Source organism: Pandoraea pulmonicola (genome assembly GCF_000815105.2).
Classification (GTDB): Bacteria; Pseudomonadota; Gammaproteobacteria; order Burkholderiales; family Burkholderiaceae; genus Pandoraea; species Pandoraea pulmonicola.
Genome location: NZ_CP010310.2, coordinates 4,774,416 through 4,800,585 on the forward strand (window position 1 = coordinate 4,774,416; position 26,170 = coordinate 4,800,585).

Here is a 26,170-nt window from a genome sequence, read left to right on the forward strand (position 1 = left end):
TTGCTCCAATCCTCGAAATCAGCCCAGAACAGCCCGATTGGCCCAGACATGACGAGTTCCAATACCCAGGGTACGCAGTCCACCACCACGCCCGCTCGCGTGGCCGCCGTGCAGATGGTGAGCGCGCCCGACGTCGGGCGCAATCTGACCGAGGCGGCTCGCCTGATCGCCGAGGCGGCCGACGCCGGTGCACGGCTGGTGCTGCTGCCCGAGTACTTCTGCTACATGGGCCAGCGCGACACGGACAAGCTCGCCCTGCGTGAAACGCCGGGCCATGGGCCGATTCAGGACTTCCTGTCGCAAACGGCCCGCCGCCACGGCGTCTGGCTCATCGGCGGCACGCTACCGCTGGCGGCGCCCGAACCGGAGCGCGTGCTCAACACGACGCTTGTGTTCGGCCCGGACGGCGCACCGGCGGCCCGCTACGACAAGATCCACCTGTTCAACTTCGTCAAGGGCGAGGAGGCCTACGACGAGGCCCGCACCATCCGCCCGGGCGACGCGGTACAGACGTTTGATGCGCCCTTCGGCCGCGTCGGCCTGTCGGTGTGCTACGACCTGCGGTTTCCCGAGTTGTACCGCGCCATGGGCGACTGTACGCTCATGGTCGTACCGGCCGCCTTCACCTACACCACGGGCCGTGCGCACTGGGAACTGCTGCTGCGCGCGCGAGCCGTCGAGAACCAGTGTTACGTGCTGGCGTCCGCGCAGGGCGGCCAACACGAGAACGGACGACGCACCTGGGGGCATTCTATGCTGATCGATCCATGGGGCGACATCGTCGCCCAGCGTGAAGCGGAAGGCGCCGGCGTGGTCGTCGGCGACATCGATCCCGAGCGGCTGGCAAGCGTGCGTCTGAGCCTGCCAGCCTGGCGGCACCGCGTGCTGCAAGGTTGATTTTCCGGCTTTCGCCCCCATCTTGCCCTCACGTTCGCTGCAATCTACCGAATACATTTCCTTGGCCTGACACCGCATGAAAATCATCGATACCGGCATCCAGAACCTGGCGACCGCGCGCGAGCTCCTGCTCACCCCGTACGGCCTCGACGAAAGCCACCTGCAACGCGCGCTCGGCGACATCTTCACGCACCGTGTGGACTACGCCGACCTGTACTTCCAGTACACGCGCAGCGAAGCCTGGAGTCTCGAGGAAGGCATCGTCAAATCGGGATCGTTCTCGATCGATCAGGGCGTCGGCGTGCGCGCCATCGTGGGCGACCGCACCGCGTTCGCCTACTCCGACGACATCTCGGAAGTCGCGCTCAAGGACGCGGCCGCCGCCACGCGCAGCATTGCCTCGGCAGGACGCGGGCGCGTGAAGGTCGGCAGCAAGCTCTCCAACGCGAGTGGCCACGGACTGTACCTGCCCGCCGATCCGCTCGCCTCGCTCGATGCCAACGGCAAGGTCGCACTGCTCGAACGCGTGGAGAAGCTCGCCCGCGCCCGCGATCCACGCGTGTCGCAGGTGATGGCGGGGCTGGCCGGCGAGTACGACGTGGTGCTGGTCGCGCGCAGCGACGGTGTGATCGCGGCCGACGTCCGTCCGCTTGTGCGCGTGTCGGTCACGGTCATCGTCGAATCCAACGGACGCCGCGAGATCGGCAACAGCGGCGGCGGTGCGCGCCTCGATTACGGCTACTTCACGGATGAACTGCTCGAAAAGTACGTCAAGGAAGCGGTCGACGGCGCCATCGTCAAGCTCGATGCACGCCCGGCGCCGGCCGGCGCCATGACGGTCGTGCTCGGCCCGGGCTGGCCCGGCGTGCTGCTGCACGAAGCGGTCGGCCACGGTCTGGAAGGCGACTTCAACCGCAAGGGCTCGTCCGCCTTCTCGGGACGCCTCGGTGAGCGCGTGGCGGCCAAGGGCGTCACCGTGGTCGACGACGGCACGCTGTCGAATCGCCGCGGCTCGCTCAACATCGACGACGAGGGCAACCCGACGCAGTGCACCACCCTGATCGAGGACGGGATTCTGAAGGGCTACATGCAGGACAGCCTGAACGCGCGCCTGATGAAGATGCCGGTCACGGGCAACGGCCGCCGCGAGTCGTACGCCGCATTGCCGATGCCGCGCATGACGAACACGTACATGCTCGGCGGCGACAAGGACCCGGAGGAGATCATCAAGTCGGTCAAACGCGGTCTGTACGCCGTGAACTTCGGCGGCGGCCAGGTCGACATCACCAACGGCAAGTTCGTCTTCTCGATGTCCGAGGCGTACATGATCGAGGACGGCAAGATCACCTATCCGGTCAAGGGCGCCACGCTCATCGGCAACGGTCCGGAATCGCTCAAGGACGTGACGATGATCGGCAACGACATGTCGCTCGACTCAGGCGTGGGCGTGTGCGGCAAGGAAGGACAGAGCGTGCCCGTCGGTGTGGGGCAGCCGACGCTGCGCATGGAGAACATGACGGTTGGCGGCACCGCCTGAGCTCAGGCTCGCGCCGTTTGGCGCGACGCAAAAAAATGCGTGAAGCTTAGCAAAGCGCCCGGGTCAAACCGGGCGTTTTCGCGCGTCTTACGAAAAACATGATTTGTCACCGCAGATTTGATTTTAAATCTGCGGCATTTTCGCGCGTTTCCCGGTGCTTTAGCGTTTCGACGCGGTTGCAGCGTCATACGATTAGGCGTATAAAGTCGTTTCTGTGCACGGCGCAAGCCTGCGATGCAACACCCAAGACACGCCCATGACCGCCAACAAGTTTTACTTTTACTTTTTTGCGAATCTCACACCGCAGGCGGATGGAGAGGGGTACTTGCAGCAGTAAGCAACGAAACGAATCCTGAAAAACCGCCAGCGAGTCTGGCGGTTTTTTTTTTGACCCGCATCCCGAGAAACGAACCGCAGTGAGCACTGCCCAGGAGAAAACAACCATGCCTCCCCACAACACCGATGACGTCCGCATTCGCGAGCTCAAGGAACTGACGCCGCCGGCGCATCTGATTCGCGAATACCCCTGCTCCGAAAAGAGCGCGGACCTCATCCATCGCTCGCGCGGCGCCATTCACCGCGTGCTGCATGGCATGGAAGACCGTCTTGTCGTGATCATTGGCCCGTGCTCGATTCACGATCCGAAAGCCGCGCTGGAATACGCCGCACGTCTGGTCGAGCAGCGCGAACGCCTGAAGGGCGAGCTCGAGATCGTGATGCGCGTGTACTTCGAAAAACCGCGCACGACGGTCGGCTGGAAAGGGCTGATCAACGATCCGCACATGGACAACAGCTTCAAGATCAACGACGGCTTGCGTCTCGCGCGCGACCTGCTCGCGCAGATCAACGAGCTGGGCTTGCCCGCCGGCACCGAATACCTCGACATGATCAGCCCGCAATACATCGCCGATCTCGTGTCGTGGGGCGCCATCGGCGCGCGCACCACCGAATCGCAGGTGCACCGCGAGCTGGCGTCGGGACTGTCGTGCCCGGTCGGTTTCAAGAACGGCACCGACGGTAACGTGAAGATCGCCGTGGACGCGATCAAGGCCGCCTCGCAGCCGCACCATTTCCTGTCGGTCACCAAGGGCGGCCACTCGGCCATCGTGTCGACCGCGGGCAATGAGGACTGCCACCTGATCCTGCGCGGCGGCAAGGCGCCGAATTACGACGCCGCGAGCGTGCAGAGCGCCTGCGAAGACATCGCCAAGTCGGGACTGGCCGCGCGCGTGATGATCGACGCCTCGCATGCCAACAGCCAGAAGAAGCACGAGAACCAGATCCCGGTGTGCGAGGACATCGCGCGCCAGATCGCCGGCGGCGACGACCGCATCATCGGCGTGATGGTCGAATCCCACCTCGTGGCCGGCCGCCAGGATCATGTGCCGGGTCAGCCGCTCACCTACGGGCAGAGCATCACCGACGCGTGCATCAACTGGGAGGACAGCCTGAAGGTGCTCGACACGCTGGCCGAAGCCGTGCGAGCGCGCCGTCTGGCACGCGGCGCGGGCAACTGAACGGACGGACGAACGGACGAAATGATCGTGTCCTGCGGACGCGCGACACTCGCCCGTCCGCAGTCAGTCAGCGCGCCGGATCAGTCCGCCGCGCTTTCGCCCGTTGCGTCCGTTGCGCCCCGGGCGCGCTGCCACAGCACATCCGTGCCGCCGCCCGCGCGGTTGAGCACCCGGGCGAGCACGAACATCAGGTCGGACAAACGGTTGATGTACTGACGCGGGGCGGGTCCCACCGTCTCCTCGGCACCGAGAGCCACCATGGCCCGCTCGGCCCGACGCGCCACGGTGCGCACCACGTGCGCGAGCGCCGCCGCACGGGTGCCGCCCGGCAGGATGAACTCCTTCAGAGGTGGTAGATCGGTGTTCAGGCGCGCCAGCCAGTCGTCGAGCTTGGCCACTTGCGCGTCGCCGAGGAGCGTGTGGCGCGGCATGCTCAGCTCGCCGCCGAGATCGAACAGATCGTGCTGGATATCCAGCAGCAGCGCGCGGATGTCTTCCGGCAGCGCTTCGCACAGCAACACGCCGATATGCGAGTTCGTTTCGTCGATCTCGCCGATGGCGACGATGCGCGGGCTGAATTTGTCCACGCGTGCGCCATCTCCCAGGCCGGTCTTGCCACCGTCACCCGTGCGCGTGACGATCTTGCTCAAACGATTACCCATCTTCTGACACCTACCCCTTGCGGCATATGCGGCTCGCCGGCGCCCGATGCTGGCCGCCGGACGGCTTGCCTTCCTTGATTGAAATTGACCGCCTCACCCCCGGTTGCCTGTTTTTCGGGCAATTCCGATGGCGCGCTTGCGCGGCAAGTCCGTATGATATGACGCAAAGGGTGTGGAAAAACGCCGTCACGGCGTAAAATCCCCGCTCATGAGGTGTCAGGACGTGCGCCATTCGCGTGTCCGAGATCCCGCCCGATACGAAGCGAAGCGCGCCGCCGCCCGGCGGTGCTGGCCGCCCGGAGACCCGAAGGAGAAAGCCGTGAATCACCCCCATCTGCCGTTCGCTGCGAAGCGTCCGTTCCCCGACGCGCTGCTGAGCGAGTTGCAAGCCCTGCTGGGCGAGCGCGTGAGCACCAAGGACGCGCTGCGCGAACACCACGGCCGTGACGAGTCTCCGTTCGATCCCATGCTTCCCGATGCGGTCGCGTTCGCGCACAGCACCGATGAGGTGTCGCAGATCGTCAAACTATGCGCGAAGTACGACGTGCCCATCATTCCGTACGGCGCCGGTTCCTCGCTCGAGGGGCATCTGCTCGCCGTCGAGGGCGGACTGTCGCTCGACCTCTCCGAAATGAACCAGGTCGTCTCGATCAATGCGGAAGACCTGACCGTCACCGTGCAGCCGGGCATCTCGCGCAAGGCGCTCAACGAAGCGCTGCGCGACACCGGGCTGTTCTTCCCGATCGACCCGGGTGCGGACGCGAGCGTTGGCGGCATGTGCGCCACGCGCGCGTCGGGCACCAATGCCGTGCGCTACGGCACGATGCGCGAGAACGTGCTCGCGCTGAGCGTCGTGCTCGCGGATGGCCGCGTGATTCACACAGGAACGCGGGCACGCAAGTCCTCGGCCGGTTACGACCTCACCCGTCTGTTCGTCGGCAGCGAGGGCACGCTCGGCATCATCACCGAAGCGACGGTGCGCCTGTATCCGCAGCCCGAAGCCGTGTCGGCCGCGATCTGTTCGTTCCCGAGCATGACGGATGCCGTGAACTGCGTCATTCAGACGATCCAGCTCGGCGTGCCGGTGGCGCGCGTGGAGTTCGTCGATGCGCTGGCCGTGCGCGCGATCAACAGGCATTCGAAACTCGAACTGCCCGAAACGCAGACGCTGTTCTTCGAATTCCACGGTAGCGATGCCGGCGTGAAGGAACAGGCGGAGACGGTCGAAGAACTCGCCAAGGAAAACGGCGGCACCGGCTTCGAATGGGCCACCCGCACCGAGGACCGCAACCGGCTGTGGAGCGCGCGTCACAGCGCGTACTTCGCGATGCTGCAGCTCAAACCGGGCTGCCGCGCGGTGACCACCGACGTGTGCGTGCCGATTTCGCGCCTGGCCGAGTGCGTCGGCGAGACCGAGGAGGATCTGCGTGCATCGAGCCTGCCGTGCCCGATCGTGGGTCATGTGGGCGACGGCAACTTCCACGTGGCCATCCTGATCGATCCGGACAAGCCCGAAGAGATCGAGGAAGCCGAGCATCTCAACCAACGCATCGTCGAGCGGGCGATTCGCATGGGCGGCACTTGCACTGGCGAGCACGGCGTGGGCCTGCACAAGATGGGCTTCCTCGTGACCGAGCACGGCGAGGACGCCATCGACGTGATGCGATCGATCAAGACATCGCTCGATCCGCGCAACCTGCTCAATCCGGGCAAGATTTTCCGGTTGCGCTCGGCGGGCTAACGGCCGCATGAACGCGCCCGTCACCTCGCAAGGCCCCTCCAGCCCGCTCCAGGCGGGCACGGCTGCGGGCCACGCCGGCCCCGCAACCGGAGCCTCTGTCACGGAAAACGCCGATGCCGCTCGCGCCCTGGAGGCACGGCAGCGGCAACTGCTCGAGGCCCTCGCGCAGATCCTTCCGCCGCATTGCATTCTGCATCGCCGCGAAGACACCGGGCCGTACGAGTGCGACGGCCTCGCCGCCTATCGTCGCGTACCGCTGGCGGTCGTGCTGCCCGAGACCGAGTCGCAGGTGCAGCGCATCCTGCAGGCCTGCCATCAATTGGGGATTCCGGTCGTGCCGCGCGGGGCCGGCACCAGCCTGTCGGGCGGTGCGATGCCGATGGCCGACGGGCTGGTGCTCTCGCTCGCGAAGTTCAAGAAGATCGTCGAGATCGATCCCTATGCGCGTACGGCCACGGTGCAGCCCGGCGTTCGCAATCTCGCGATCTCGGATGCCGCCGCGCCTTACGGACTGTATTACGCACCGGATCCGTCATCGCAGATCGCCTGCACCATCGGCGGCAACATCGCGGAAAATTCCGGCGGGGTGCACTGCCTGAAATACGGCCTCACGGTGCATAACGTGCTGCGCGTTCGCGCCGTCACGATGTCGGGCGAAGTCATCGAGTTCGGCTCACTCGGCCCCGACGCGCCGGGTCTCGACCTGCTCTCCGTGTTCATCGGCAGCGAAGGGATGTTTGGCGTGGTGACGGAAATCACGGTCAAACTCGTGCCCAAAGCGCAGACGGCGCAGGTCATCATGGCAAGCTTCGACGATGTGGAGACGGGCGGCAACGCGGTGGCCGCGATCATCGCCGCCGGCATCATCCCGGCGGGACTGGAGATGATGGACAGGCCCGCCACGCAGGCCGTCGAAGAGTTCGTGCACGCGGGCTACGATCTCGACGCCGCCGCCATCCTGCTCTGCGAGTCGGACGGCACGCCCGAAGAGGTCGCCGAAGAGATCATGCGCATCTCGCATGTGCTGCGAACGTCGGGGGCAACGCGCCTGCAGATTTCCCGCAGCGAAGAGGAACGGCTGCGTTTCTGGTCGGGCCGCAAGAACGCGTTCCCGGCCGCCGGACGCATCTCGCCGGACTATTACTGCATGGATGGCACGATTCCACGCCGCGCGATTGGGACATTACTCAAACGCATCGAGGGTATGGAACAACAGTACGGATTGCGCTGTATTAACGTCTTTCACGCGGGAGACGGCAACATGCATCCGCTCATTCTTTTCAACGGCAACGATCTCGACGAATGGCATCGCGCCGAAGCGTTCGGTTGCGACATTCTGGAGGCGTGCGTCGAGCTCGGCGGCACGATCACCGGCGAGCACGGCGTGGGCATCGAGAAGATCAACTCGATGTGCGTGCAGTTCTCGGCCGAGGAGCGCGATGCGTTCTTCGGTGTGAAGCGCGCCTTCGATCCGGTCGGTCTGCTCAATCCGGACAAGGGTATCCCGACACGGGCGCGCTGCGCCGAGTACGGCAAGCTGCACGTGCGCGGCGGTCTGCTGCCCCATCCCGACCTGCCGAGGTTCTGACATGCGGCCGCTGTCGGAATGGCTGCCGCACGACTGGCGGCAGCGGCTTTACATCATCATTTTCGAGGCCGACACGCGCGAGGGACGACTGTTCGACATCGCCCTGCTCGTCGCCATCGTCCTGTCGGTGTTCACGGTGATCGTCTCCAGCGTCCCGGCCGTACAGAACACGGCCGCGCTGCCGATGGCCATTCTCGAATGGTTCTTCACGCTGCTGTTCACACTCGAGTACATTGCCCGCCTGCTGAGCGCGCACCGGCCGATGCGGTATGCGCTGTCGTTCTACGGCATCATCGACCTGCTCGCCATCCTGCCCACGTATCTCGCGATTCTCGTGCCGGAACTGCACGGGCTGATCGACGTGCGGCTGCTGCGCCTGATGCGCGCCTTCCGGATCCTCAAACTCACCGCCTACGTGAACGAAGCCGGGATCCTCAGCATTGCGCTGTACAACGCACGCCGCAAGATCCTCGTGTTCCTGGGGTTCATCTCGATCATCGTGGTGATTTTCGGCACCCTCATGCACATCATCGAAGGACCCGAGCACGGCTTCACGAGTATTCCGGTCGGGATCTACTGGGCCATCGTCACGCTCACGACCACCGGCTATGGCGACGTGGTGCCCGTGACCGGGCTGGGCAAGGCGATCACGGGCTTCGTGATGCTGCTCGGCTACAGCGTGATTGCGATTCCGACCGGCATCATGGGCGCCGAGATCCATTCGGCCATGCGCAAGAAAACGATCACCACGCGCACCTGCGTGCAATGCCACACCGAAGGTCACGATCCCGACGCCAGCTACTGCAAGCACTGCGGCAGCGAACTGGGGCCCTATCAATCCGACATGCCACCGCCGCCAGAACCGAGCTGATGACCGACACGACCGCAACCAACTCGTCGACCGCACCGATCGCATCGACCTCGACGACTTCGCCGATCGACACGCTCGAGCGCTTCCGCGCCGTCATCGAGCAAGCCACGGCACGACGGGCGCCGCTGCAACTGCGCGGCGGCGGCACCAAGGCCTGGTACGGACAGCAGCGCGTGGGCGAGGTGCTCGATACGCGCGCATACAGCGGCATCGTCGCCTACGACGCCGCCGAGCTCGTCATCACGGCGCGCTGCGGTACACCGCTCGCCGACGTGGAAGCCGCGCTCGCCGACCGCAATCAGTTGCTGCCCTTCGAGCCGCCCTACTTCGGCCCGGGCGCGACGATCGGCGGTGTGGTGGCTGCCGGTCTGGCCGGGCCGCGACGCAGCGCGGTCGGCTCGGTGCGCGATTTCGTCCTCGGCGCGAAACTCATGGACGGACGCGGCCACGTGCTGAACTTCGGTGGTCAGGTGATGAAGAACGTCGCCGGCTACGACGTCTCGCGCATGCTCGCGGGATCGCTCGGCACGCTCGGTCTTATCCTGGAAGTCTCGCTCAAGGTGCTGCCGCAGCCGTTCGCCGAACTCACGCTGCAGTTCGAGATGAACGCCGTCGACGCCGTGCGCAAGCTCAACGAATGGGGCGGGCAGCCGCTCCCGATCACCGGCAGCGCATGGCGCAGCGATTTGCTGGTCATCCGTCTGGCGGGTGCGTCGGCCGCGATCAAGGCGGCACGCGTGAAGATGGGCGGCGAGCTGGTCGATGCGATCCACGCCGCGAAGTTCTGGCACGCCATCCGCGAGCAGACCGACAACTTCTTCGCCGATGCGGGACCGGGGCAGGCGCTATGGCGTCTGGCGGTGCCGTCGACGGCCGAGCCGCATCGCCTGCCTGGCAAACAGCTCATCGAGTGGGGAGGCGCGCAACGCTGGTGGATCACCGATGCGGACGCGCAAATCGTGCGCTCGGCCGCGCGGCAGGATGGTGGGCACGCCACGCTGTTCCGCTACGGCGAACCGGGCGTGAGCGTGTTCACGCCGTTGCCCGCGCCGGTCATGCGCATTCATCGCAACCTGAAATCGGTCTTCGACCCCGCGGGCATCTTCAATCCGGGACGGATGTATCCGGAGTTCTGAAGGGCGGACAACACAAGGCATGCCGTAATCGCATTGGCACTGTGCCGCCCGGCAACGATCACCGAATCCTCGCCTGCCGGCTCACCGTTTGACGTCCAGCAAACGCACGACTTCGTTCGCAAGCGTGCGCACGGCGCGCTCGACCTCACGCGTGAACGGCTGACCACCGTTGACCCGCAGGAAGTGATCGTAGCGCGTGGAGTTGGAGAAGAGACTGCCCGGCGCCACGCGAATCCCCTTCGCCAGCGCCGCATCGAACAGTTGCTCCGAGCTCACGCCCCCGGGCATCTCGACCCACAGGCTCAACCCGCCGGCCGGCAATGTCAGACGCGTGCCCGCCGGGAAGTACGTGGCAATGGCATCGGCCATCGCGGCGCGATGTTCGCGCAACTGCGCACGCAGCCGGCGCAGATGCCTGTCGTAACGCGGCGAGTCCATGAACTCGCCCATCGCGATCTGTGCGAGCGCCTCGTTGGGACGCGTCTGCGCGTACTTGAGCATCTCCACGCGCCACTGCCACTTGCCGCCCGCAATCCAGCCGAGCCGCATGCCGGGCGCCATGGTCTTGTGCAGCGATGCGCAGTGGATCACGTTGCCGGTGGTGTCCCATGAGCGAATCGCCGCCGGAATGTTGTCGTCGTCGCCGAGCGCCGAGTAGGTGTCGTCTTCGATGATGGCGATGCCGCGCGATTCCGCCCATGCGACCAGGCGCGCCTTGTGCGCGTCCGGCATCACCGAGCCCAGCGGATTCTGAAAATGCGGCACGACGATGACCGCCTTGATGTTGTCGTAAGTCTGGCTCGCCAGATCGAGCGCTTCGAGCGAGATGCCGGTCTGCGGGCTCGTGGGAATCTCGAGCGCGCGAATGCCCATGCTCTCGAGCGTTTGCAGCAGCGCGTAATACGTCGGCGATTCGACGGCAACCACGTCGCCGGCGCTCGCCACCGCGCGCAGCGCGAGATTGATCGCCTCGATGCAGCCGTGCGTGACGACAATCTCGTCCGGATTGATGCTCATGCGCGCTTCGAGCGCGCGCCTGGCAATGGCGGCGCGAAAGCGCGGCTCGCCGCCTCCGGGTGGGGGCTCGCCATAGAGCATCGGGTGATCGCGCAACGCCCGAATGGTCGCTTGCCGAAGTTCCGCCACGGGATAGAGCGATGCCGAACCGTGCGCCACCGCGAAGTTGACCTTGACGTTGGCCTGCAGACCGCGCGCAAGGATCGACGACACCCGCTGGTTGATGCCCACGTATTGCGCCAGGTCGGGCACCCACTCGCGCGGCTCGTCCACCAGGGCGAGACTCGCGCGCGCCGGCGTGCGCACGAAGTATCCCGAGCGCGGCCGTGCTTCGAGCACGCCCTGCGCTTCCAGATGGCGACACGTCTGTAACGCCGTCGACAGGCTCACCTGATGCCGCTCCATCAGCACGCGCACGCTCGGCATGCGATCGCCGGGTGCGAGCGTGCCGGCCTCGATCGCGCGGCGGTAATGATCGGCGAGTTGGCGGTAGAGCGGCGTGCGCTCGGAGTGGCCGGATTGCGCGCCCGCGCCGGACGCGCGGGCGGTGGGTGCGGTGGGTGTCGATGCCGCCGGCCGCGCGACGTCAGCCCCGTCGAGCGGAGGCGCGGCGGTCGTAGCGGGGGTGGCAGCGGAGATGGCGGGGGCGGTAGGGGTGGCGGCTTCCATGCGCAGATCATCTGACATTGCACACGACCATAACAGATACAGATTCGTTGAATCGGCATCGTAACAGATTGCCGGAAACCCCTCTGTTCTGGCTGAAACCGTGGATCTGTGTGCCTACCGGGGCGGGGCGGCGACCGATACGCTGTACTCACCTGTTCAACGCCCCGGAGAGTGTCATGTCAAAGCGCCCGACTTCCCTCGTTTCCGACGATTTTGGCCTCGCGCGAGGCGGCCGGGCGGCCGGTGCATCGCAGCGTGCCACCGGCCTCGCCGACGACGCCTTGCCGCAACGTCTCACCCTCCCCCGTGGCCTGGCGTTCCACGTGTATGCCCGCGAAGGGGCGATCTTCCATGTGCGACGCGGCCGCGTGCAACTCACGCCCGCCCCGCGATGGCTGGCTTCCACCATGTGGACGACGCCGGTGCGCATGCCCGCCGGCGACGCCTACGTGGTCGAGACGACCGGCTGGCTGCTGATCGAGAGCGAGGAAGGCGCGGAAGTCGCGTGCCATGACGTCGAGCCCGAAGATCGAGCGACATGGCTCGCAAAGGTATGGCGCGGCTTGCGCGCATCGCTTGCGCGCTGAGCATCGCGCTCACCGCCCGGGTGACGTTCGCCGCTGGGCGCCTGCTCTCTGGCGTCCGGCGTCTGGGTCTGATACCCGCCGTCCACCGCTGGCTGCCTCGCGGCCTGCTCCCCGTCACGTAGCGTCCTGCTGCCGGGTGTTTTCTTCCACCGCCGGCTACCCGCTCCGACTTCAGGCCGGCAACAGTTTCTCGATATCCGCCCGAATCGCGTCCGGCTTGACGGTCGGCGCGTAGCGCGCCACCACGCGGCCCGATGCGTCGACAAGGAACTTGGTGAAGTTCCACTTGATCGCCTTGGTGCCGAGCACGCCGCGCCTTTCCCGCGTCAGAAACTGGTACAGCGGCGCGGCATCCGGCCCCTTGACGTCGATCTTGGCGAACATCGGAAACGTCACGTGAAAGCGCAGATCGCAGAAGCTGCGAATCGCCTCGGCGTCGCCCGGTTCCTGCTTGCCGAACTGATTGCAGGGGAACGCGAGCACTTCGAGCCCGCGCGGGCCCAGTTGCTCGTACAGCGTCTGCAGGCCGGCGTACTGCGGCGTGAAGCCGCATTCGCTCGCCGTATTGACGATGAGCAGTACCTTGCCGCGATACCGCGACAGGCCGACGGTCTCGCCCGCGAGCGTGTCGACCGAAAAATCGTAGATCTGCTGTGAGTCCGCGCTCATCTCTGGCTCCCTGTGGATGTCGGCATGGCGCAGTCTGCCACAAGCCGTGCGGCACGGCGCGCCCGGCATGGCGATGGCAATGCCGGCAACGTCGCCGAGGCGCTCCCCGCACCGGCTCCCCGGCGCCACGGACGTCGGGTAGCACCTCGTTTTTTCCGGGGTAGCACCTGCGCGTCCGCCACGGCTATAATCGTTGACCGACAACGTCATGCAGACGTCCTCCAAGTATCAGCGACACCCTCGAACCCGCCTCATGTCGACCATCGCCGCACACCTCGACGACGTCCTGTCCCGGATTGCCCAAGCCACCGCGGACGCTGGCCGACCGGCGGGCAGCGTGCGCTTGCTTGCCGTATCGAAGACGTTCGGCGCCGATGCCGTGCGCACCGCCGCAGCAGCCGGCCAGCGGGCCTTCGGCGAGAACTACGTGCAGGAGTCGCTCGACAAGATGGCGACCCTCGCGGGCGAGACCGTCGGGGGCGAAGCGCTCGAATGGCATTTCATCGGCCCGCTGCAGAGCAACAAGACCCGGCCCGTGGCTGAACATTTCGCCTGGGTGCATTCCGTCGATCGGTTGAAGATCGCGGAGCGCCTGAGCGCGCAGCGTCCGGCCGGCATGCCCCCGCTGCAGATCTGTCTACAGATCAACATCAGCGGCGAGGCCAGCAAGAGCGGCGTGCCGCCCGAGGACGCGCCCACAGTCGCGCGCGCCATCGCGGCGCTGCCGAATCTGCGACTGCGCGGGCTAATGGCGATCCCGGAGCCGGAGACCGATCCGGCACGCCAGCGCGCGCCGTTCCGTGCCGTGCGCGAGTTGTTCGACGCGCTGCGCGCCGACGGGCTCGCGCTCGACACATTGTCGATGGGCATGTCCGGCGATCTAGAAGCGGCAATTGCCGAAGGTGCGACAATGGTTCGCATCGGCACAGCGATTTTTGGCGCACGCGATTACGGCCCCCGGGCGTGATCCTCGTGCGGCCCCCGGCGGCGGCGTCCGGGGACCGATGCGGCGGCAGACGCGTCGCTACGGTTCGCCGCGGCAACAGGTAGTGACGGTTACGACATACGCAACGCAAAGGATGGTTATGAGAATTGCATTCATCGGCGGCGGCAACATGGCCAACGCCTTGATCGGCGGACTCGTCAAGCGCGGCACGGCCCCGCGCGACATTCTCGCGATCGACGTCAACGAATCGACCCGTGAGGGCCTCGCCAAGCAATACGGCGTCGAAACCGCCGGTGCACCGAACGATCGCCTGCGCGACTACGACACACTCGTGCTGGCCGTCAAACCGCAGGTGCTCAAGGACGTCGCGCAGGCGCTTCAGCCGCATCTGAACGGACAGTTGGTCATCAGCATTGCCGCCGGAATACGCGCGTCGGACCTGGCACGCTGGCTCGGCGGACACAACCAGATCGTGCGCTGCATGCCGAACACGCCGGCGCTCATCGGCATGGGTATCACCGGGCTGGCCGCACTCTCGGGGGTGGACTCGGATCAGCGCAAGCGCGCGGAGAATGTGCTGAGCGCGGCCGGTCAGGTTGTCTGGGTGGAGAAGGAGAGCCAGCTCGACGCGGTGACCGCCATCTCGGGCAGCGGCCCGGCCTACGTGTTCTATTTCATCGAAGCGCTGGAGCAGGCGGCCAAAGAGCTGGACTTCTCGCCCGAGCAAGGGCGTCAGCTTGCCATCGCGACGTTCACGGGGGCCTCGCAACTGGCCGCCCAGTCGAGCGAACCGGTAAGCGTGCTGCGTGAGCGCGTGACGTCCAAGGGCGGTACGACGTTTGCCGCACTGAGTTCGTTCGATCGCGACGCCATCAAGGACGCGATCGTGCGCGGCGTGCATGCCGCGAACAAGCGGGCAAAGGAACTGGGCGACGAACTGGGCGACAAACCGAACGACGCCTGACACCTGGCGTCACCCATCGTGCCATCACGGGAACCGCGCGACGCACGGCGCGGGTGCGGTTCCCAATCCCTCGAACGTCCGCCGCCTCTCTCTCGTCGCTTGGCAACACAGGCGCACCTGAAGCGCCGACAGCGACACGTCAGCACACCACGCACACGCCTTCCACGCGCGCCGAAGGCTCAACTCTGTGCAACGAGCAGGTAGTGCCCGGCGATCCCCGCGAAGACCGCGGCGCCGAGCCAGTTGTTGTGGCGGAACGCAGCGAAGCAAGGCATGCGCTCGCGGCCGCGAATGAGAAAGTAGTGATAGATCGCGAAGCTCACGGCCACCGCCATGCCCAGCCAGAACGGCCAACCGAAGCCGAGCAGCACGCCCACGCCCGCCTGAATCCCGAGCGCAACGGCGTAGCAGATCATGATCGCAATCACGTCGAAGCGGCCGAAGGTGATGGCCGACGTCTTGATGCCGATTTTCAGATCGTCGTCGCGATCGACCATCGCATATTCGGTGTCGTACGCCACCGACCAGAACACGTTCGAGAGCAGCAGCACCCACGCGAGCACCGGCACCTGGTTCTGCACGGCGGCGAACGCCATCGGAATGCCGAAACCGAACGCCACGCCCAGATACGCCTGCGGGATGGCGAGAAAACGCTTGGTGAACGGATAGGTGCCCGCCACGAACAGCGCCGGAATCGACAGCCACTTGGTGAGCGCGTTGAGCGGCAGGATCAGCACGAAGCTCACGATGGCAAGCGTGGCCGCCACCGCCACCGCTTCCCACGCATGGATACGGCCCGACGTGATCGGGCGCTCCTTCGTGCGCTTGACGAACTTGTCGAAGTCGCGGTCGGCGTAGTCGTTGATCGCACAGCCGGCCGAGCGCATCAGGAAGGTGCCGAGCGTGAAGATCGCCACCATCCATGGCTCGGGATGCCCGTTCGACGCGATCCACAGCGCCGAGAGCGTCGGCCACAACAGCAGCACCGTGCCGATCGGCTTGTCGAGACGAACGAGGCGGAAATACAGCGGGAAGCGTTGAGCGAGCAACATGGGCGTCACACGGGAAGACTGGTGGCGACATTGTAGGCCACCGGCCGGCGGCTCGCCAATCGCGCGCCCCGGAACCGGTCGCGACGCGTCACCAGATCCAGAACATCAACAGCCAGAGCCAGTTGACGAGGGCCAGCGCGGCCACCACGCCGGTCATCCCGGCCAGCCGCCGTGCGAACGAGCGCGTATGCCGCCCGGTCACACGCCAACCCAGCCAAAGGCTCCAGAGCGTGGTCGCCACGAGAATCGCGGCGCGCACGTCGTTTGCCCAGTACACCGGCAGGTGCTCGGCGCGCAGCAGGCTGATCGTGGTCGCCGACAGGCCGATGAATACGCCGGCGCCGGCAATCGGGATAAGCGACTGCACCAGATGGTTGAAGCGCGACGTCCGCCACGGCCCCATCGCACGGTTGGCAAGCGCGAAGATGATCGTGAACGCCAGGCCGAGGAGCAGACCGTTGCCGAGGATGTACGCGACGACCATGCCGCCGTCGAGCCACGTGAACACGTCGCTCTGGTCGGGATAGTTGGTGAAGACGAACCACGGCGCGTTCGTCTCGAACGGCCACATGATGTTGCGGTCGATGAGCCACGTGGCGATCGCGGTCTTGGTCGCGACGAACCACGGGTTGACCGTCCAGTGGAAAGCGCCGATGGCCACGCCGAGCAGGCCGTACATGACCAGCACGCTATCCCAGACGCTGTTGTTCTCGGTCGCGCCGAACGTCACGATCTCTTCGCTCGGCGAGCGGCTCACGAGCGAAATGGCGTCGCGATGACCGGCGCAGCGGCCACACATGTGGCACTGCGCCCCACCCTTCATATTGCGCAGCGGCACGAGCGGCGCGCAGTTGACTGGAATGATCCTGCGACCGTTGGTGTGATACGACTGACGCCAGGCGTCTTCGTTGACCTTGAAGTGGAACGGCGCGAGACGCGCCAGCAGCGAGAACACGCCATTGACCGGGCACAGGTACTTGCACCACACGCGCTTGTCGCGGCCGTAGAAGTAGCCGATCACCATGGCGCCGACCGTCGAGCCGCCCAGCACCAGCAGCACGGCCTTCGGGTACTGGTACACGCTCACCATCTGCCCGTAGAGCGTGGTGCCGGCAAAAGCCACGAAAGGCCAGCCGCCCCAACGCATCCAGCGCGGAATGGCGCGACCGCGCCCATGGCGGCTCGCCAGTTCGGAGAGCGTGCCTTCCGGGCACAGCACGCCGCACCAGATGCGCCCCATGAGCACCATGCTGAGCAGCACGAACGGCCACCAGATGCCCCAGAACGTAAATTGCGCGAAAACAGTGAGGTTGTTCAGGATGTGCGCCGTTTCGTCGGGAAGCGGCAGCATGACAGGCACGCAGATGAGGAACGCATACACGAGCACGATGACCCACTGCACGCCACGTATCAGCTTGCCGTGGCGTTGCATCCAGAGGCCCAGGCGGGCCAGTCGGTTCGGGACAGGTATGGCGATGCTCATGCTCAACTCGTACGTCGGGGGATTGCCTTGCCGGGCAGACGGATCTCGTGATTTCCGGGAAATGCGCGTCCGTTCAACCCATTCAACGTGCCGGACGGAAACCCCTCCGACACGCGTTGCCCGCTCAGGCGGGCTTGACCTGCTTTGCCGGTGCGCCCGCTCGCTTGAGCAGCGCCCAGATGAACACCCAATACACGGCATACACCAGCAGATTCATGCCGGCCGGATGCGCGCGGTAGCCGGTGAGCGTTGCCACCAGACTGCCGAACGGGCTGGCGTCGTCAAGAATCGCGGAAGTATCCCATAGTTGGTCAACCAGCGTAGGCACGAGCTCCAGCGAGATCAGGCGATCGAGCCCCGATTCGAGCAGGCCTGCGGCCAGGAACAGCAGCATGATTTCGGTGACGCGGAAGAACAGGCGCCACGAGAAGATCTTGCCACCGAGCTGCAACAGCCAGAACGTGATGAGCGCGAGCGCGAAACCGATCAGCACGGCCATCCACATCGAGAGCGGCACGCTGCCCTGCTGGCCGAAGCCGATGCCGTACAGGAAGATGGCCGTCTCGCTGCCTTCGCGGGCGATGGCCAGCGCAACCAGCACGAGCACGCCCCACCAGGTGCCCTGATCGTGATTCCTCTGCAGCGACGATTCCATGTCGCGCTTGAGCGTTCGTCCGTGGCGCTTCATCCAGAACACCATCTGCACGATGAGCACGCAGGCGATGAGCACCATCGCCGTCTGGAAGTAATCCTGGGCGTCGCCCGAGAGCACTTCGGTAAAGCCGACGAGTGCGGCGCCCAGCGCCACAGCCGCGGCGATGCCCAGTGCGACGCCGGCCCAAAGATAAGGCAGGCCGCGTTTGGCCCCGTGATCGGGGTTGGCCAGCCAGGCGTGGAGAATGCCTACGACCAGCAATGCCTCGACGCTTTCGCGCCAGACGATGAACATGACCTGACCCATCGTGCGATTCCTCTTGTGTTGCTTGTCTTACCGTGTGACGGACACGACTTCCGCGGGCCTATTTGGCGACGATCACGCCCTGCGCCTGCTGATGGAAATCGTCGAAAAACTTGTACTCGCCCGGTTGCAGCGGGGCGATCACGACGAACGACTGCGCGCCCGGTGCGAGCACCTTTTCCTTGCGCAGTTGCAGACTCTCGAATTCCACGGCGTTCGATCCGGTGTTGTGCACCTCGATCTTGATGCGCTTGCCGGCCGGCACCTCGATGCGCGCCGGATTCAACTTGCCGTTGTTCATTTCCAGCTTGAACGTGGGCAGTTCGTCCGCACGGGCGAGCGACGGAGCGCCGAGCGCGAACAAGGTCGCCACGAGAGCCGCCATCGTGGCCAGCAGGCGCGCGATGCGTTGATTCATCCTTCTGCTCCAAACGAAAACAGCGCTGACCCGCAAGTCAACGCTGCATCAAGGTTGTCCGGGGACTTAATAGCCACCCTTCTTGCCAACGCCGACGAACACGAATTCGCTCGTCTTCGTGATCGGCTTGAACCACGGGCCCACGCCCGTTTCCTTGTCGACGTGGCGACCGAAGCACCACGGGCCCATGCCGCCGTGCGCCGCGTGAGCGCCCGCTGCCGGCGCGCCCGCGCCCATCTTGCAACCGAACTCGGCGAGCGTACCCGGCGCGTTCACGACCATCGTCAGCGTGTACTTGCCCGGACCGTCGAGCTTGACGTTGTCGCCGTAGTGCGGGCCGTCGGTCGCGACCATCGGCATCAGCAGACCTTCGATGACCTTCGTGCCGTCGACCTTTTTCAGCTTGTAGGTGATTTCCAGCCCCGGAATCCAGTCGCCTTCGGCGTAGCCGTTCGGGTTCTTGGCAATGGCGTGAATGTCGGCCTCGAGGTGGATGTCCGACGCCTTGGCGTCGCGCATCATGCCGGCCGGTTCCATCGTGACCGGCTGGAGATAGACGGAGTTGATTTCCATACCCGCCACATTCAGCGGTTTGCCGATCGGATACTCGGCGGCCTGCGCCATAGTGGCCGCACCGGCAAGCAGCACCGCTGCCACGAGGGATTTCACGCGCATACACACTCCAGTAGGGTGAAGAAGTTAATGCAAACAATTCTCACTAATTTTATCACCAACGCCACACGCAGACAAACGCCTGAAACCGAGAAGGCATGGGGGAAAGCGGGAGAATTGGGGCCGAGCGCCGCCCGGACGGGGCGCCTGGCGGATTCTTAGGGCGCGGTTACGAAAAATTACCGTGGCGCGACACCCTCACGGCAGCACGCCGCCCCGGTCGATCTTGCGCGCGAGCACCACCGACGTCGTCGTGCGGGTCACGCCATCGATTTCGCCGATGGTGTCGAGCAGCGCGTCGAGTTGATCGGCCGAGGCCGCATGCAGCCAGGCGACGTAATCGAACTCGCCGCTCACCGAGCACAGCAGATGAATTTCCGGCATCTTGTTCAGGCGTCGCATCACGTCGCGCCCCGAGCGCGGTTGCACGCTGATGCCCACGCAGGCCTGCAGACCGCCGCCGGCGGCATCCTGCCCCAGCCGCACGGTGTAGCCGGCGATGACGCCCGCACGCTCCAGGCGGCCGAGGCGCGCGAGCACCGTCGTGCGCGCCACGCCAAGACGGCGCGCCAGATTGGCGGTGCTCTCGCGCGCGTTCACGCGCAGCAGCGCGAGCAGATTGCGGTCGAGTTCGTCGAGCGAAGTGGAGGACAGCGTCATTGCGCTTCGCCTTGAGAGCCGACGTCGCTGGCGTGCATCGTCGGCGCGCTCCCGACGGCCGCGCCGGTGCGCGGCATGCCGCGGAAATACGATGGGCCGTTGTTCAAGGCCCCGCTGCCCCTGTTACGGCGGCCGTCGGGCGAGGCAAGGCGTATGCGTGCAGTCGTGGTCGTCATGGTGGTCGTCACGGCGGGCGGGAGCAAGGTGTGGCCTGCGGCCCGCGCAATAACGGGCGTGTCGGCAGCAATGCGCGATTATAGAGCCCGCACACTCGCTTCGAGCCGATTGTCATCCGCCTTCAAGAGATACGATGACAATGCCGTCATGCAACGTCCCCTCAATCGAGTGTTGAAGCGCTCTCACGCATGCACCGGGCGGTCGCTGCAGCGCCGCCACCGCGACTTACCCCTTGCTCCGTCAATGCCATGGCCAAGGGTATCCCCGCAACGCCGCGCTATTGACAACGCCGTTTCGCGTTGCGCAAAATCACATCACTTATATGACGACGTACAAGAAAGACCCTCCACGGCTGCCGCGGATGTCACGAGCGTAGCGGTATAGCGTGGCGCGTCGGCCCCGAACGTCACCGGAGACAGGCGTTTGCCATGCATTTCTCGTTCAATTTCGCCCCGCTGCTGCCTTATTGGCCGGTTTTCCTGGAAGGTGCGTGGCTCACGTTGAAGATGACCGTGCTGGCCGTGGTCATCGGCACGGCAGCGGGCACGCTGGTCGCGTTCGCCAAGCGCAGCCGCCGTCGCTGGCTCTCGCGCCTGTGCGGCATCTACATCGAATCGGTGCGCAACACACCGTTCCTCGTGCAGATTTTCCTGTTGTACTTCGGGCTGGCCAGCATCGGCGTGCACATGCCGACGTTCGCCGCCGCCGTCATCGCCATGGTGATCAATATCGGCGCATACGCGGCCGAGATCATTCGTGCGGGTCTGGAGGCGGTGCCGCGCGGGCAGATCGAAGCGGCCGAGTGTCTCGGCCTGTCGAAGTGGCGCATCGCGTGGCATGTGATGCTGCAGCCGTCCATCGAGAAGGTCTATCCGGCGCTCACCACGCAGTTCATTCTGATGATGCAGGCCTCGGCCATGGCCTCGCAGATTTCCGCCGAAGAACTCACGGCCGTGGCCAACACGGTGCAGTCGGACACCTTCCGTTCGCTCGAGACGTACATCGTGGTCGCGGCGCTGTACCTCGTGCTTTCGCTGCTCGTGAAGCTCGTGGCTTGGGCCGCGGGCGAGTACTTCTTCAAACGCCGCCGCACCGTGCGACGCGCGGCAGCGCAAACCGCGCAGGCAGCACGCCGACGCGCCGCTGCCTCGCGCGCCGCGGCGCAAGCCGGCCCCGACGCCTCGGGAACCAACCCTGCGCAACGGAGCGCGTCATGATCGGCAACTTTACCTGGACCTATTTCGGCTATCTGGTGCTGTCCATCGGCTGGACGCTGGTGCTCTCGCTCATCGCCTTCGTTCTCGGCAGCGCGGGCGGCTTCCTGGTGATGCTCGCGCGCATCTCGCCGCGCCGCTGGCTGCGTCTGCCGGCACAGGTATTCATCGAGGCGATTCAGGGCATTCCGCTGCTGATCCTGCTGTTCATCGTCTACTTCGGCCTGTCGGTCTACGGCTTCGAGTTGCCCGCCATCGTGGCCGCCGCCCTCGCGCTGATGGTCTACACGAGCGCCTACCTCGGCGACATCTGGCGCGGCTGCGTGGAAGCCATGCCGCGCGCGCAATGGGAGGCGGCGGAATGCCTGTCGTTCTCGCGCTGGCAGACGCTGCGGCTCGTGATCATCCCGCAGGCGGTGCGCCTGTCGCTGCCGCCGACCATCGGTTTTCTGGTGCAGATCATCAAGATGACGTCGCTCGCGTCGGTGATCGGCTTCGTGGAGCTCACCCGCGCGGGACAGATCATCAACAACTCGATATTCCAGCCCTTCCTCGTGTTCTCGCTGGTGGGGGTGTTCTATTTCCTGCTGTGCTACCCGCTCTCGCGCTGGAGCTCGCTACTCGAGGACAGGCTCAATGTCGGCAATCGTTAAGGTCAGTCAGATTCACAAGCGCTTCGGCGACAACCCCGTGCTCAAGGGCGTGTCGTTCGAAGTGGAGCGCGGCAAGATGGTGGCGATCATCGGCGCGAGCGGCTCGGGCAAGAGCACCGCACTGCGCTGCATCGACCGCCTGGAGACCATCGACGACGGCTCCATCGAAGTGTGCGGCATTCGCGTGGAAGATCCGCATGTCGACTTGCATCAACTGCGACGCGAAGTGGGCATCGTCTTCCAGAGCTACAACCTGTTTCCACACCTGAGCGTGCGCGAAAACATCATGCTAGCGCTGCGTCACGTCAAGCGCATGCCGCGCGGCGAAGCGGAGGACGTCGCCAAGCGAGTGCTTGCACAGGTGGGACTCTCGGACAAGGCCGACAGCTACCCGGAACAGCTCTCGGGCGGTCAGCAGCAGCGCGTGGCGATTGCGCGCTCGCTCGCCATGTCGCCGAAGGTCATGCTGTTCGACGAGGTGACGTCCGCGCTCGATCCGCAACTCACCGGCGAAGTCCTGCGCGTGATGGAAGACCTCGCCGCCGACGGCATGACGATGCTGCTCGTCACGCACGAAATGGCGTTTGCCAAGCGCGTGGCCGATCAGATCATCTACATGCATCAGGGCAAGGTGTGGGAAGTCGGTCCGGGCGAAATGCTCGACAACCCGCAAACGCCCGAACTGCGCGCGTTCCTCGCGAACGGGCTGTAAGCACGCCACCTCGACAGACATCACAAGGAGACCACCGCATGAAACTCAAGACGCTCTTCACGCAGGCCTGCGCCGCCGTTCTGCTCGGCGCGATGGCGCACACGGCGCTGGCCGATCAGCTCGACGACATCAGGAAGGCGGGCAAGATTCGCGTGGCCATCGCGATGGGCACGCCGCTGTACTCGTATGCCGACGCCAATCTGAAGCCCGTCGGCTCGGACGTGGAGACGGCCGAGTTGCTGGCGAAGGATCTGGGGGTGAAGCTCGACATCGTGTCCGTCACCAACGCCGCGCGCGTGCCCACGCTGCAGGCCAATCGCGCCGACATCGTGGTCGCCGACTTGTCGATCACGCCCGAGCGTGCGCAGGTGGTCGACTTCTCGGTGCCGTACGCCGTCATCTCGATCATCGTGGGCGGGCCCAAGAGCATCGCCATCAAGGGTTACGAAGATCTGAACGGCAAGCGCATCGGCCTCACGCGCGCGACCGTCAACGACACGCTGACCACGCAGAACGCCAAGGGTGCGCAGATCGTGCGCTATGAGGACGACGCCACGCTGATCACGTCGATGGTGACCGGCCAGGTGGATATCTTCTCGAGCACGCCGTCGAACCTGGGCGAGATGCAGAAGCGCGCGCCGGACAAGAACCTCGAGTTGAAATTCGCGCAGAAGGAGTTCGACCTGGGCATCGCGCTGAACAAGAACCAGCCCGCGCTCAAGGACTGGATCAACAACTGGGTGAAGGCCAATCTCAAGAACGGCAAGCTCAATGCCATCTACAAGAAATACCACGGACGCGATCTGCCCGAGAGCGTGACGAAGGCCGCTGCGTAAGTCTCGAACGCGCTTCGAGCCGGCTCGCGCGCGTGCTTCGCGGCGCGGGCCGGCGGTCATTGGAACGCAACGGTAAGCCTTGCAAACCGCGACATGGTGTCGCAGGTTGGCGCATCGGAATCGCTGGCCTGACTTTCCGGAAAGGGGTAAGTTAGCGGCTTGCTGTCGAAAGACTCGTCTGCATCACGCCATCCGATGACTTCCCTGCCCTGCGCCGATTCGACCTTATTGCCTGACCACGCACCTCTCGTCGCGCGAAGCAATCGCATCGCTCGCTCCCGCCATGCCGCACTCGGCACACTGGCGCTTGCACTGACGGCATTCGTCGCACCGGCAACCGCTGCCGGCGACATCGAAGCGGGCAAGACGCTGTTCGCATCGCGCTGCGCGTCGTGCCACTCGGTCGGCCCGATGGCGGCATCGGGCTTTGGGCCGCAGCTCAACGGCATCGCGAATCGCCACGCTGGCAGCCTGACCGACTTCGAGTATTCGAAAGCGATGAAGCAATCGGGCATCGTCTGGGACGACAAGACCCTCGCCGCCTTCATCGCCAACCCCGGCAAGATAGTGCCCGGCACCAAGATGCGCTTCTGGGGCATTGGCAACGAACGCAAGGTCGCCGACCTCATCGCCTATCTGCATACGTTCAAGTGACGCGACGAATGCGTCGTCCGGCCGCCTGACGCATTCTTAGCAAGCGCGCCGCCCGCGCAATGGGCTCAATACAGCGCGATATACGGTGGAGAAAACAATAACGGCGCCGGATTGCTAAACGGGCTTCAACACGGCCAGAACGACGATCGCCAGCGCCGTGGCGATTGCAGCGGGTGCGGCGTACCGCAAGACCGGCGCGCGAGGCGTATCGCCCCCGCGTTCCATGCGCCGCAGCGTGCCGGCCAATACGCCGTGCAGCGCCGACAGCCCCACCACCAGCACCAGCTTGACCATCAGCCAGACGGCGCCGAACCAGTGCCCCGCGACCGCGATCGCCGGCCCCGTGATCCATACGAGCGCGAGCGCCGGCGTGGTCACTCGCTGATCCCAGCGACGAGCGGCGCGCAGGAGCACGAGATTGTCCACCGTCACACACCAGGCGAGCATCATCGCCCCGGCCACGAAGGTCATCACCGACGCAATATGCAGCGCCTTGATCGCGAGGTAGATCATTGGGCTGCCTGCTTGCGACCGAGCCACACGACGCTGGTGAAGCCGCAGAACGGAATCATCGCGGAGATTACGAGCCGGACAACTTCCGAGCGCTTCCATCCCCCGCTCGCCGCCACGCCGAACACCATCCAGAGATAGGCGACAAAGGCGACGCCGTGCACCGGCCCCAGCCATTTGACGGCGACGGGCATTCCGCCCAGATGCTTGAGCGGCACGGCGATGCAGACCAGCAACACGAGGGTCGTCGCCTCGACAGCCGCCATGAGGCGGAGATTTCGCAGGGAATTCGTATCGGTGTCCATGGAGACGATGCGCTCATCGGAAGATCGAGTCTCATTGTCCGGTCGGACGGCGAAATGCGCCATTGGCTAAAATGCCATCGTTCAACGGATTTCAGCCAATCAATTTCATGCATACGGTTGCGGTGCTTCTGCTCCCCGGCTTCGTCGCTTTCGACATGACGATCCCCGGTGAGATTTTTTCGCGGGTCGAGGCGCCGGGCGTCGGTCGACCCTATCGGGTGTCGCTGTGCGCCGAGACGCGACGCGTCGAAAACGAATTCTTCCGTGCCGAAATCGAGCACGGGCTGGACTGCCTTGCGCAGGCGGACACGATCGTCGTGCCTGGCATCATCGATCTCGACGCGCCGGTCTCCCCGAAAGTGCTGACGACGTTGCGCGATGCGGCAGCGCGTGGCGCGAGGTTGGCCTCGATATGTTCCGGAGCGTTCGTGCTTGCCGCTGCCGGCCTGCTCGACGGCAGACGAGCCACGACACACTGGCTGGCGGCGGCGGAGTTGGTGCGGCGCTACCCGGCGATCGAGGTCGACCCCGCCGTGTTGTTTGTCGACGAGGGGGACGTGCTGACGTCGGCGGGTGCGGCGGCGGGAATCGACTTGTGCCTGCACCTCGTGCGCCGCGACTACGGAGCGGCGGCGGCGGCCGATGCCGCCCGCCTTGCGGTAGTGCCGCTCGCGCGAGATGGCGGGCAGGCACAGTTCATTCGTCACGACACGCCCATGCCGCCGCCGTCCTTGCAGCCGCTTCTCGAGTGGATTCGACGGCAGTTGAAGGCACCGCTAACGCTCGACGCCATCGCGCGTCACGCCCATACCAGCACACGGACGCTGAGCCGGCGGTTCGTCGCCGAAACGGGAATGCCACCGCTTCAGTGGGTGCTTGCGGCGCGCGTGCGGCGCGCTCAGGAGTTGTTGGAGACGACGGATCTGTCGATCGAGGCAGTTGCGCACGAAGTCGGCTTCGGATCGGCAACGTCGTTGCGCGAGCACTTCCGCCGTATCGCCGGGACGTCACCGGTCCAGTACCGCAAGAGTTTCGCATCGACGCTCCGCCGCGCTTAGGCGCAGC

27 protein-coding genes are annotated in these 26,170 nt (G+C 65.3%); 16 read left to right on the plus strand and 11 right to left on the minus strand.

Annotated elements, in window-relative coordinates; translation table 11 throughout:
• Positions 1 to 48 precede the first annotated feature (48 nt).
• From RO07_RS20390 to aroG, 3 genes are all read left to right on the plus strand, one after another.
• On the plus strand, positions 49 to 897 hold the full coding sequence (locus RO07_RS20390; protein ID WP_039405300.1) for a carbon-nitrogen hydrolase family protein: 849 nt from the start codon (positions 49 to 51) through the stop codon (positions 895 to 897).
• A gap of 76 nt (positions 898 to 973) precedes the next feature.
• Entirely contained in the window at positions 974 to 2,434 is a 1,461-nt protein-coding gene (tldD, locus tag RO07_RS20395) for a metalloprotease TldD (protein WP_039405302.1), read from the plus strand.
• Positions 2,435 to 2,877: 443 nt separating this feature from the next.
• A complete protein-coding gene (gene aroG / locus RO07_RS20400) occupies positions 2,878 to 3,951 on the plus strand; it encodes a 3-deoxy-7-phosphoheptulonate synthase AroG (protein WP_039405304.1) in 1,074 nt (357 codons plus the stop codon).
• Positions 3,952 to 4,031: 80 nt separating this feature from the next.
• Here the strand turns inward: aroG and RO07_RS20405 are convergent, their stop codons facing one another.
• On the minus strand, positions 4,032 to 4,613 hold the full coding sequence (locus tag RO07_RS20405) for a cob(I)yrinic acid a,c-diamide adenosyltransferase (protein WP_039405305.1): 582 nt from the start codon (positions 4,611 to 4,613) through the stop codon (positions 4,032 to 4,034).
• Between the two features lie 319 nt (positions 4,614 to 4,932).
• On the opposite strand from RO07_RS20405, the gene RO07_RS20410 reads away from it, so the two are divergent.
• The 4 genes from RO07_RS20410 to glcE are packed head-to-tail and all read left to right on the plus strand — an operon-like array spanning position 4,933 to position 9,949.
• Positions 4,933 to 6,354, plus strand: coding sequence for an FAD-binding oxidoreductase (locus RO07_RS20410; protein WP_039405306.1), 1,422 nt, complete (start codon positions 4,933 to 4,935; stop codon positions 6,352 to 6,354).
• A 7-nt stretch (positions 6,355 to 6,361) separates the two neighbouring features.
• A complete protein-coding gene (locus tag RO07_RS20415) occupies positions 6,362 to 7,942 on the plus strand; it encodes an FAD-linked oxidase C-terminal domain-containing protein (protein ID WP_237171310.1) in 1,581 nt (526 codons plus the stop codon).
• Between the two features lies 1 nt (position 7,943).
• A complete protein-coding gene (locus RO07_RS20420) occupies positions 7,944 to 8,813 on the plus strand; it encodes an ion transporter (RefSeq protein WP_039405307.1) in 870 nt (289 codons plus the stop codon).
• The gene (gene glcE / locus RO07_RS20425; protein WP_084072727.1) at positions 8,813 to 9,949 is read left to right on the plus strand and encodes a glycolate oxidase subunit GlcE; all 1,137 of its coding nucleotides are present in this window, start codon (positions 8,813 to 8,815) and stop codon (positions 9,947 to 9,949) included. The genes RO07_RS20420 and glcE overlap by 1 nt, the downstream gene beginning before the upstream one ends.
• 81 nt (positions 9,950 to 10,030) lie before the next feature.
• On the opposite strand, the gene RO07_RS20430 is transcribed toward glcE, so the two are convergent.
• On the minus strand, positions 10,031 to 11,635 hold the full coding sequence (locus RO07_RS20430) for an aminotransferase-like domain-containing protein (protein ID WP_084072877.1): 1,605 nt from the start codon (positions 11,633 to 11,635) through the stop codon (positions 10,031 to 10,033).
• Between the two features lie 176 nt (positions 11,636 to 11,811).
• On the opposite strand from RO07_RS20430, the gene RO07_RS20435 reads away from it, so the two are divergent.
• The gene (locus RO07_RS20435) at positions 11,812 to 12,222 is read left to right on the plus strand and encodes a hypothetical protein (protein ID WP_039405309.1); all 411 of its coding nucleotides are present in this window, start codon (positions 11,812 to 11,814) and stop codon (positions 12,220 to 12,222) included.
• A gap of 171 nt (positions 12,223 to 12,393) precedes the next feature.
• Here the strand turns inward: RO07_RS20435 and RO07_RS20440 are convergent, their stop codons facing one another.
• The gene (locus RO07_RS20440) at positions 12,394 to 12,891 is read right to left on the minus strand and encodes a glutathione peroxidase (protein ID WP_039405311.1); all 498 of its coding nucleotides are present in this window, start codon (positions 12,889 to 12,891) and stop codon (positions 12,394 to 12,396) included.
• A 253-nt stretch (positions 12,892 to 13,144) separates the two neighbouring features.
• On the opposite strand from RO07_RS20440, the gene RO07_RS20445 reads away from it, so the two are divergent.
• Positions 13,145 to 13,858: a YggS family pyridoxal phosphate-dependent enzyme gene (locus tag RO07_RS20445; RefSeq protein WP_039405316.1), complete on the plus strand. Its 714-nt coding sequence runs from the start codon at positions 13,145 to 13,147 to the stop codon at positions 13,856 to 13,858.
• Between the two features lie 118 nt (positions 13,859 to 13,976).
• The gene (gene proC, locus RO07_RS20450; RefSeq protein WP_039405318.1) at positions 13,977 to 14,801 is read left to right on the plus strand and encodes a pyrroline-5-carboxylate reductase; all 825 of its coding nucleotides are present in this window, start codon (positions 13,977 to 13,979) and stop codon (positions 14,799 to 14,801) included.
• A 179-nt stretch (positions 14,802 to 14,980) separates the two neighbouring features.
• On the opposite strand, the gene ubiA is transcribed toward proC, so the two are convergent.
• The 6 genes from ubiA to RO07_RS20480 form a co-directional block, all read right to left on the minus strand.
• The gene (ubiA, locus tag RO07_RS20455) at positions 14,981 to 15,853 is read right to left on the minus strand and encodes a 4-hydroxybenzoate octaprenyltransferase (protein WP_039405321.1); all 873 of its coding nucleotides are present in this window, start codon (positions 15,851 to 15,853) and stop codon (positions 14,981 to 14,983) included.
• 88 nt (positions 15,854 to 15,941) lie between these two features.
• Entirely contained in the window at positions 15,942 to 17,336 is a 1,395-nt protein-coding gene (locus tag RO07_RS20460) for a 4Fe-4S binding protein (protein ID WP_115089054.1), read from the minus strand.
• A 124-nt stretch (positions 17,337 to 17,460) separates the two neighbouring features.
• Positions 17,461 to 18,297 (minus strand): FTR1 family iron permease, encoded by an 837-nt coding sequence (locus RO07_RS20465; protein ID WP_039405323.1) that lies wholly within the window; start codon positions 18,295 to 18,297, stop codon positions 17,461 to 17,463.
• A 58-nt stretch (positions 18,298 to 18,355) separates the two neighbouring features.
• Positions 18,356 to 18,712: a cupredoxin domain-containing protein gene (locus tag RO07_RS20470; RefSeq protein WP_072637113.1), complete on the minus strand. Its 357-nt coding sequence runs from the start codon at positions 18,710 to 18,712 to the stop codon at positions 18,356 to 18,358.
• A 66-nt stretch (positions 18,713 to 18,778) separates the two neighbouring features.
• Complete coding sequence (locus RO07_RS20475; protein WP_039405325.1) at positions 18,779 to 19,387, minus strand: iron transporter; 609 nt, start codon at positions 19,385 to 19,387, stop codon at positions 18,779 to 18,781.
• A gap of 195 nt (positions 19,388 to 19,582) precedes the next feature.
• Positions 19,583 to 20,044 (minus strand): Lrp/AsnC family transcriptional regulator, encoded by a 462-nt coding sequence (locus RO07_RS20480; RefSeq protein WP_039405327.1) that lies wholly within the window; start codon positions 20,042 to 20,044, stop codon positions 19,583 to 19,585.
• A 605-nt stretch (positions 20,045 to 20,649) separates the two neighbouring features.
• On the opposite strand from RO07_RS20480, the gene RO07_RS20490 reads away from it, so the two are divergent.
• The 5 genes from RO07_RS20490 (at position 20,650) to RO07_RS20510 (ending at position 24,290) form a co-directional block, all read left to right on the plus strand.
• On the plus strand, positions 20,650 to 21,438 hold the full coding sequence (locus RO07_RS20490) for an amino acid ABC transporter permease (RefSeq protein ID WP_052266755.1): 789 nt from the start codon (positions 20,650 to 20,652) through the stop codon (positions 21,436 to 21,438).
• Positions 21,435 to 22,088 (plus strand): amino acid ABC transporter permease, encoded by a 654-nt coding sequence (locus RO07_RS20495; RefSeq protein WP_039405328.1) that lies wholly within the window; start codon positions 21,435 to 21,437, stop codon positions 22,086 to 22,088. Before RO07_RS20490 ends, RO07_RS20495 begins: the two co-directional genes overlap by 4 nt.
• The gene (locus tag RO07_RS20500) at positions 22,072 to 22,800 is read left to right on the plus strand and encodes an amino acid ABC transporter ATP-binding protein (protein ID WP_039405331.1); all 729 of its coding nucleotides are present in this window, start codon (positions 22,072 to 22,074) and stop codon (positions 22,798 to 22,800) included. The genes RO07_RS20495 and RO07_RS20500 overlap by 17 nt, the downstream gene beginning before the upstream one ends.
• 38 nt (positions 22,801 to 22,838) lie before the next feature.
• Positions 22,839 to 23,636 (plus strand): transporter substrate-binding domain-containing protein, encoded by a 798-nt coding sequence (locus RO07_RS20505; protein WP_039405332.1) that lies wholly within the window; start codon positions 22,839 to 22,841, stop codon positions 23,634 to 23,636.
• Between the two features lie 195 nt (positions 23,637 to 23,831).
• Positions 23,832 to 24,290, plus strand: coding sequence for a c-type cytochrome (locus tag RO07_RS20510; RefSeq protein ID WP_084072728.1), 459 nt, complete (start codon positions 23,832 to 23,834; stop codon positions 24,288 to 24,290).
• Positions 24,291 to 24,404: 114 nt separating this feature from the next.
• Here RO07_RS20510 and RO07_RS20515 read toward each other — a convergent pair whose 3' ends face one another.
• Positions 24,405 to 24,803, minus strand: a complete 399-nt coding sequence (locus RO07_RS20515) for a CopD family protein (RefSeq protein ID WP_039405334.1) — start codon at positions 24,801 to 24,803, stop codon at positions 24,405 to 24,407.
• Positions 24,800 to 25,105, minus strand: a complete 306-nt coding sequence (locus tag RO07_RS20520) for a DUF3817 domain-containing protein (protein WP_039405336.1) — start codon at positions 25,103 to 25,105, stop codon at positions 24,800 to 24,802. Before RO07_RS20520 ends, RO07_RS20515 begins: the two co-directional genes overlap by 4 nt.
• Before the next feature lie 107 nt (positions 25,106 to 25,212).
• Here RO07_RS20520 and RO07_RS20525 point away from each other — a divergent pair, with 107 nt between their 5' ends.
• Positions 25,213 to 26,163 carry a GlxA family transcriptional regulator gene (locus tag RO07_RS20525; protein ID WP_039413083.1) on the plus strand — a complete coding sequence of 317 codons (951 nt, stop codon included), beginning with the start codon at positions 25,213 to 25,215 and terminating at the stop codon, positions 26,161 to 26,163.
• The last annotated feature ends 7 nt before the right edge of the window (positions 26,164 to 26,170 follow it).